Genomic DNA, 7240 nt, shown 5'->3' with positions numbered 1-7240 from the left:
GGGGAAGCCCGCCCCGGACGCTATCTCCGGGGGGTTAGGGAGGTGTTACTCCTCCCAGCATCCGCCCGGCTCGTCGGGGTTGCATGGTGAAGAGCGAAGGATGTAACTTTTAAAAGCAAATTTCATTTCATCAGCCTCATTCGATCTTTCGAATATTTGCATCCCATAACATTGTTCGGAACCGTTGCCGTTGTCGAATACCGCACAATCCATATAGAAACTCACACCGATATACCATTCTCCGGGTAAATCCAGCGGGATCTTTTTCATCTCGATTTCGAGTTTATTAGCACCGTAAGAAAAATAATACGTAGAGAAGGAACAGATTTTCTCCCCTCCCGCTTTGGCCGTTAAATCCGCATCCAAGCCGGTGGTATTCACTCCCGCCACGCACTTGCGTCTTTCCACCAACGAAAGCGCCGGCCATTCCAGGACGCTTTGGAACGATATCTTCATTCGAGTTTCCGACAGGGCGGACTTGGCATCGGATTCCAGGATCAGGTAATCCTCATTTTCTTTCAGGAAGGCTTCCACCTCCTCGGCGTTTTTAAATCCCGGCTGTTCGATGATCTCCATTTCGCCCGGCCGGGCGACGCGCACGGCCCACTGATCGGGATACAGGTAGCGCAGGACCGGAGATTCCGTTCCATTGTAATACGGCCCCGGCCCCAATAGACTTTTTGTTTCAAGCGACATATCCAACCATACCCATACAGTGTCCGTATCGATTGCACGAAAAGTCGTCTCCGGCGGTTGGGGAACGCACTGCCTTTGCCAGCGGTAAACGACAGCCGGATCCGCACCGCCTTCCGGGGTGCAATTGCTGCGCTCTCCATAATATGGCTCCGGAACCGGCAGGCAGACGTCTTCCCGCTTCGAATAGTTAACGATTAATTCTTCGGATTCGATTGTGACCGAGATATCCACACCCGTCAAATCCGGGTCCTGGTAATAATCAAGTACGAAATTTGGGCTTGTTTTAGCAGCTGAATATTTCCAGTACGCAGTGGCATTTGCATCTTTACGAATTATTTCTGTTTCGCCGCAGTAAATATCTTCAGCCGCTCCTACTTTTTCCCCTGGTTGAAAATAAAATATTAGCATGGCGGATAAACATCCAACCAAGATGATAATCACACTCTTCATAATTGACCTCCTGGTAATCGTTTCTTACATTTTTTATAACTACTGGACATTCATGCAGACACTATCAAACTGAGACTCAAAAAACATTTCGATATGATCAACCTTATTTAGATCTTCCTTAGTTATCGTCAGGAGATGACGCCAACCATACATCACTCCTTCTCCAGACCCATGCCCTTCTAAATGAACAAGGTTGTCATATGGATTATTATATGGAAGATCGTACCAGATATTTTCATATAGCATATTGATCATTTCCCCATCTTTATCAAACATCATCAGGTATCCAAATACATTATTCTTTCCTTTTTTCTTTTCCTGCGGGGCCGGGATGTAAATATCGAATTCGAAATAGATAGTTGCCCCCTCGACATGGTATTCCACATTCTCGGCTTTCGGGTGATATTTTTCCAGTAGATCCATTGAAGGTATATAGAAACTCTGGTATGAAAAGGTCATTCCTAACGGACCAGTATATTTTTTCACTTCTTCCCGGTTTGCTAAAAAGCCATCCATTTCTTCAAAGGAAGACCAGTCAAACAAAATAACTCCCTCCTCCTTTGGATAAAGGATACAATTACTCCTCGGTAAATCCATTATTAGCGGCTTCAATCCATATGGGCCTATCGTATCATGTAAAAAGATATCCCCGAAGGTCCTATATTTTTCAAACTGAAATATAAACGCATATTCATCCACCGGCAGAACCATCGGCGTATCGGTATTATTCCGGAGACGGCCCATGAAATACACCCCTCCCACCGTGTCGCTCCAGTCGATCAACCGGCCGTCGACGATTTCCAGGTCCGGGATCTTCGTCGCGGTCGGCGTGATGCTCGGCGTGTAGGTGTGGGTCTCCGTCGCGCTCGGCTTGTAGGTCACCGACGGCTTGGTCGTCCGCACCACCGTCACCCCCCCGACGCCCGCCCCGCCGCAAGCCGGGAGGATCAACGCCAAGATGTATGTGCCCAAAAGAATTCGTCCGCTCTTTCCCATCGTTCCCTCCTGACGCCTCTTTTCGCGCCGGACGATTCTATTCCGCCCGCGCCGCATGGAGCACGGCTCACCAATTCTCCGTCGTCGCGAAATCCGCCTTGGCCGCCGCTTCCGCCCTGATTTCGAAGTCCGGGATCAGCGGGATGATCACATCCAAGTTGTACCGTCCGGTGCACAGCGCCACCACCCGCCCGTCCCGCTCGTCCGGAGCCACCTCCAGAACCGCCCCCTCCGGCGCGGATGGTCCGAAGACCTGGTAGGCGTTCCCGGCCGCATCTCCGGAAACCACGGTCTCCCCCTCGTCGATGAACCGCTTCATCTCCAGCGACCGCACGTACGCCAGACAGCCCGCGGTCGTCGCCCCCCGCAGCTGCGCCGACGCCAGGTAGGCCCGCGTCACGTCGACCGTCAGCGCCAGCAGCGGCAATCCCACCAGCACCAGGAACGCCGCATACAGCGCCATCGTCGCGCCGGAAGCCCGCCGCCGGCGCATCTCAGTACCCCTCTTTGCGGTAGACCGCCGTCACCGTACCCTGGAAGTTCGAGGGGCACGAGCCGCCGAACACCTCGCACAGCCCGGAGAGGATCGTCGGATAGCTCCAGCGCCCCGTCACCATCACCACCCCGTTCGGCCGCTCGCCCACCAGCACCGAATAGGAAAACGCCCCGCCCGCGCCGGATTGATCCCACGCCCGCTTGACCGCCTCCTTGGCCCACTGCTCCGCGTTCTCGCGCGTGACCGATCCGATCCGCGCGCCGTAGTTCACCGCGTTTGCCGCCGCCACGCCGGTGTAGGCCGCCAGCGAGGCGTTGATCGCGAACATCAGCACCAGCAGAACCACCGGCATCGAGATCGCCGCCTCGGCCATGCTCGAGGCGCGGTGATCGGTCAGCATCCCCGTTTTCATTTTACCCTTCCTTTCTTTTCCGGCCTTCCGCGGAAAACGAAAAACCGCCGGCGGAGAATCCTTTACCATCCGCGCGGCGGCTCGCCGAATGCGAATCCAATAACGACTGTAGTCCGGTTTTAGTGAGTGAGTGAGTGAGTGAGTGAGTGAGTGAGGATCAAGGTGCCCCCTTGGATAAGAGAATTATACCTAAAAACGCGGGCGGGGTGCTTTCAAGCAGCAGTATTATTCTCCTCCGCCCCATTCCCTCCTGCCTTCAAATGTCGTTCGCACTACTTGGGAAGTGCTAAACGCGCAAGGACGATTTTTTTTGGTGTACCCAGGCAGTTATTGTTCGTCATGCCCGTGCGGTTTCAGCGGGAATCCAAGGTTTTTACGACTGGACGCCCGCTTGGAACACCCCGCTTCGCAGGGCAGGCGCGGACATGACGATCCAGAGACAGCGTCGGACTCTTTATGGAAAACCCCGATGATTTGGGGAAGCCTGCCGCGGATGCTCTCTCTTAGGGGAAGGGAGGGGTCACTCCCCGCGCAACAATCCCGACCCGGCGGCCAGGATCTGTAACTCCCGGGTGATGGATTGGCGGTGAGCCTGGGCGGCCTCCGCTTCGAGTTCCTCCACCAGGCGGTCGATGTTCTGCCGAGCTTCCTCCAGCAGTTGGAAGCGCGCGGAATTCTCGGCCGCGGAGGATTCAAGCAGGCAGGCGTAGACCTGCGCCGACAGCTGCAACAGAACCACCCGGACGATCAGCCCGAGCGGTTCGGTTTCCAGGATCGGGGCGAACCCCGCCTCATCCGCTTCCGCGGCCGGGCGGCGGGGAATCTGCGGCGGAATCAACCGCACGATCCTCGTCTCGTTCCGCCCCGCTCCAAGATAAGCGTTGTAGATCGCGTCCACCCGGTCCACTTCTTGCGCTTCGTAAGCGGAAAGCCAATCCCGCGCCAACGCGTCGGCCGTCTCGAACGTGGGCAGGGCGGCGGTTGCGGAAACCTTGAAGCGCTCGGTCTCCATGCCCATCCGTTCCAGGGTCCGCGCCGCGAGCGATCCGGCCGCGTACAAACGCACGGATTCCCCGCGCCGGGCGCGGTCTTCCAGGTATTCCGCGGTCCGCTCCGCCAGAACCCGGTTAAACGAACCGCACAATCCGCGTTCGCTCCCGATCACCAGCGCGGCCGTCTGGCGTCCGCCGGCGTCCGCCTCCGCCGCCGGCGGCTTGGCCCCGGACGGAATCTCCGCCAGGATCCCGCCGGTGCGCCGGGCGAATTCCAAAACCCATTCCCGCCGCCTCAGGGCGGCGTGCCAGTTGCCGAGCGCGATGGTCCGCAGGGCGTCGAGAATCGGTTCGACGCTGCGGATGTTTTCGAGCCGGTCGCCGCTTTTGGATTCCATGCCGCGCTCCGCCGTTCAGCCGGTCCGGACGGCGTCCAGGCTCCACAGGAAGATCACCGCTCCGCCGACGTCCGCCTGCACCGCGGCTTCCCCGCCCGCCTTGCCGTCTCCCCGGCGGACCGGGTTGATCCGGATCTTCGAGTGGCAGTTTTCGCGGATGATATTCATCACCGTTTCCACGTTCGCGTCGCTGACCGCGATATAGAGGGTCAACTGCGATTGCCGCATAATCCGGCCGCGGCTTTCCATGTAGGTGGCGGTGAACCCGGCATCCACCAGGTGATCCAGCACCGACTCGGCTTCCATCTTCGGGACGATTGCCATGATCATTTTCATCGTTCACTCCCGCATCGCTTCGGCGGACCGGTCGAACTCTTCCAGGGCTTCCTCCAGCTCCGCCGCCGTCTCCCCCTCAAGCCGGCCTTCGCGCTGGACGGCGTTGAGAATTTCGAGGTGCCTGTCCTCCAGAAATTCCACCAGGCGCTGTTCGTAGGCGCGGGCCTCCTCGGGGGGGACGTCTTCGAAGGGCTCCCTGCCGGCGGCGTAAAGCACCGCCACCTGGCGGCCGAGGCTCATCGGGCGGTTCACCGGCTGGGTCAGCAGGTTCTGCAGGCGCTGCCCGCGGCGGATCTGCCGGCGGGTGTGCTCGTCCAGATCGGTGCCGAAGCGGGCGAAGCGCGCCACCTCGTCGTATTGCGCCAGCTCCAGCCGGATGCGGCCCGCCACCTTGCGCATGGCCGGGGTTTGCGCGGCTCCGCCCACCCGCGAAACCGAAAGCCCGATGTCGACCGCCGGCTTGACGTTCTTGTTAAACAGGTCGCCGTCGAGCACGATCTGCCCGTCGGTGATCGAGATCAGGTTGGTGGGGATGTAGGAGGAGATGTTCCCGCGCTGTAATTCCACGATCGGCAGGGCCGAGAGCGAGCCGCCGCCGGAATCCGCGGAAAGCTGGCCGGCGCGCTCCAGCAGCCGCGCGTGCAGGTAGAAGATGTCGCCGGGATACGCCTCCCGGCCCGGAGGACGGCGCAGCAGCAGGCTCAGCTCACGGTAAGCGTCGGCATGCCGGTTGAGGTCGTCATACACCACCAGCGTATCCCGCTTCAATTGGTGGGTCATGTATTCGGCGATCGAGCAGCCCGCGTAGGGCGCCAGGTAGCGCAGGGCCGGCGGATCGTCGGGGCTGGAAACCACCACCGTGGTGTACTCGAGCGCCCCTTCGGTCCGCAGGGTGCGGATGACGGAGAGGGTCGAAGAGCTCTTCTGCCCGATCGCGACGTAGATGCAGTAGACCTTCGTCTCGCGCTGGTTGAGAATGGCGTCAATCGCCAGGGCGGTCTTCCCGGTCTGCCGGTTGCCGACGATCAATTCGCGCTGGCCGCAGCCGATTGGCAGCAAGGCGTCGATCACCTTGAGGCCGGTGTGCAACGGCCGGTGGACCGGCCGGCGGTCGACGATTCCGGGCGCGTCGCGTTCGAGCAGATACTCGTCCGAGGCTTCGATCAGACCGCGTCCGTCGATCGGCTCCCCCAGCGGGGTGATCACCCGCCCGGCCAGGTCCGCGCCCACCGGGATCCTCAGCCGCCCCCCGCTGGCCGTCACCAGGTCGCCGCCGTGCACGCCTTCGTCGCTTCCCAGCAGGATGGCGTGCACACGGTCGTGGTCGAGGGTCAACACCATCCCCCGCACCCCGGTGGGGAATTCCACCAACTCGTCCACGCCCGCCTGGCGCAGCCCGGAGATCGTCGCCACCCCGCTGCCGATGTGCTGCACCGTGCCGACGTCGCGGTGCTCCACCCGGTACTGGTGGCGCCGCACCGCCTGGCGGATCAGGCGCAGGAGCATCGCCAGCCTCCGGCGGCGGACCGTCCGCGGCGCGTCGGCGGGGCGGGTGTTCTGCCAGATCCGCCGGGCATCCAGACGGACCTGCTCCGGTTGAGCGGCGGAATCCAGCCAGGGGATTTCCTTACGGATCCGCTCCGCGGCGGCCCGAATGCGCGGATCGACCGGGCGGGGAGTCTCAGTCATCGGGCGTCATCGCTTGCAGGCCGCTTTGGGTTTCGGAGCGGATCCGTTCCAGTTGGGCGGCGATGGAATTGTCGAACAGCATGTCGCCCACCCGCACCCGGACCCCGCCGTAGAGCTTGGAATCGGTTTCGATTTCGAAGTTGACGTTGCGGTCCGTCAAGGCGCTGAAGGTCTTGGCCAGCATCCGCTGCTGGTCGGGGGAGAGCGCCCGGGCCGAAGAGATGTGCACGGTGGGCGTGCGGTCGCCCAGCGAACGGCGCAGGGCCTCCACTTCGTGGGCCTGCTCCTTGCCGAGCTTCCAGACGTAGTCGTTGGTTTCCTGCACCAGCCGGTCGTGGACTTCGGCCGGCGCGGCTTTTTCGATCAATTCGCCGCTGAGCGCGATCAGGGTGTCGAGCACGTACTGGTTGAACTCCTTGAGTTCCTGCTTGTGATGCCGCAGGATATCGGCTTCCGCGTCGTCGCGGGCCTGCTCGGCCTCGGCCCGGATCTCCTCCAGCATCTGGCTGCGCTCGCGTTCGATCCGCTCGCGGGCTTCGTCCATCAGCCGGTCCACCTCTTCGTCCACCCGCCCCAGCCGGCGTTCCAGCTCCGCCTTGTGCTCTTCCGCCTCCTGCAGGGCGCGCTTCATCTCGCGTTCCACGCGGGCCTTCTCCTGCGCCCGGGCCTCCACCCGCCGCATCACCGGCCGGAAGAGCAGGTAATACAACCCGACGGTGAGCGCCAGGAAGTTCAGGATCTCCAGCACGATGGTGGTCAGGTCCAGATCCAGCAT

Annotated in this window: 8 protein-coding genes; all 8 read right to left on the bottom strand. The window is 60.8% G+C overall.

Features of this window, described 5'->3' with window-relative positions:
- Nucleotides 1-45: 45 nt before the first annotated feature.
- Nucleotides 46-1146 (bottom strand): hypothetical protein, encoded by a 1101-nt coding sequence (locus JW929_01430; protein ID MBN1438043.1) that lies wholly within the window; start codon nucleotides 1144-1146, stop codon nucleotides 46-48.
- A gap of 39 nt (nucleotides 1147-1185) precedes the next feature.
- Nucleotides 1186-2142: a hypothetical protein gene (locus tag JW929_01425; protein MBN1438042.1), complete on the bottom strand. Its 957-nt coding sequence runs from the start codon at nucleotides 2140-2142 to the stop codon at nucleotides 1186-1188.
- A 67-nt stretch (nucleotides 2143-2209) separates the two neighbouring features.
- Nucleotides 2210-2635 (bottom strand): hypothetical protein, encoded by a 426-nt coding sequence (locus tag JW929_01420; GenBank protein ID MBN1438041.1) that lies wholly within the window; start codon nucleotides 2633-2635, stop codon nucleotides 2210-2212.
- Nucleotide 2636: 1 nt separating this feature from the next.
- Entirely contained in the window at nucleotides 2637-3050 is a 414-nt protein-coding gene (locus tag JW929_01415) for a pilus assembly protein (protein ID MBN1438040.1), read from the bottom strand.
- Between the two features lie 520 nt (nucleotides 3051-3570).
- Nucleotides 3571-4440 (bottom strand): F0F1 ATP synthase subunit gamma, encoded by an 870-nt coding sequence (locus tag JW929_01410; GenBank protein ID MBN1438039.1) that lies wholly within the window; start codon nucleotides 4438-4440, stop codon nucleotides 3571-3573.
- A 15-nt stretch (nucleotides 4441-4455) separates the two neighbouring features.
- Nucleotides 4456-4776, bottom strand: coding sequence for a cyclic-di-AMP receptor (locus tag JW929_01405; GenBank protein MBN1438038.1), 321 nt, complete (start codon nucleotides 4774-4776; stop codon nucleotides 4456-4458).
- A gap of 3 nt (nucleotides 4777-4779) precedes the next feature.
- Nucleotides 4780-6282 (bottom strand): F0F1 ATP synthase subunit alpha, encoded by a 1503-nt coding sequence (locus JW929_01400; protein ID MBN1438037.1) that lies wholly within the window; start codon nucleotides 6280-6282, stop codon nucleotides 4780-4782.
- A 175-nt stretch (nucleotides 6283-6457) separates the two neighbouring features.
- Complete coding sequence (locus tag JW929_01395; GenBank protein MBN1438036.1) at nucleotides 6458-7240, bottom strand: F0F1 ATP synthase subunit delta; 783 nt, start codon at nucleotides 7238-7240, stop codon at nucleotides 6458-6460.

The organism is Anaerolineales bacterium, assembly GCA_016928575.1.
In the GTDB taxonomy this organism is placed as follows: domain Bacteria; phylum Chloroflexota; class Anaerolineae; order Anaerolineales; family RBG-16-64-43; genus JAFGKK01.
This window is presented reverse-complemented; position numbering and strand designations above follow the sequence as displayed.

Excerpts from the sequence above, each read along its gene's own strand:
- JW929_01430 (MBN1438043.1), bottom strand. The coding sequence starts at position 1,146 with ATGAAGAGTGTGATTATCATCTTGGTTGGATGTTTATCCGCCATGCTA.
- JW929_01425 (MBN1438042.1), bottom strand. The coding sequence starts at position 2,142 with ATGGGAAAGAGCGGACGAATTCTTTTGGGCACATACATCTTGGCGTTG.
- JW929_01420 (MBN1438041.1), bottom strand. The coding sequence starts at position 2,635 with ATGCGCCGGCGGCGGGCTTCCGGCGCGACGATGGCGCTGTATGCGGCG.
- JW929_01415 (MBN1438040.1), bottom strand. The coding sequence starts at position 3,050 with ATGAAAACGGGGATGCTGACCGATCACCGCGCCTCGAGCATGGCCGAG.
- JW929_01410 (MBN1438039.1), bottom strand. The coding sequence starts at position 4,440 with ATGGAATCCAAAAGCGGCGACCGGCTCGAAAACATCCGCAGCGTCGAA.
- JW929_01405 (MBN1438038.1), bottom strand. The coding sequence starts at position 4,776 with ATGAAAATGATCATGGCAATCGTCCCGAAGATGGAAGCCGAGTCGGTG.
- JW929_01400 (MBN1438037.1), bottom strand. The coding sequence starts at position 6,282 with ATGCTCCTGCGCCTGATCCGCCAGGCGGTGCGGCGCCACCAGTACCGG.
- JW929_01395 (MBN1438036.1), bottom strand. The coding sequence starts at position 7,240 with ATGCTGGATCTGGACCTGACCACCATCGTGCTGGAGATCCTGAACTTC.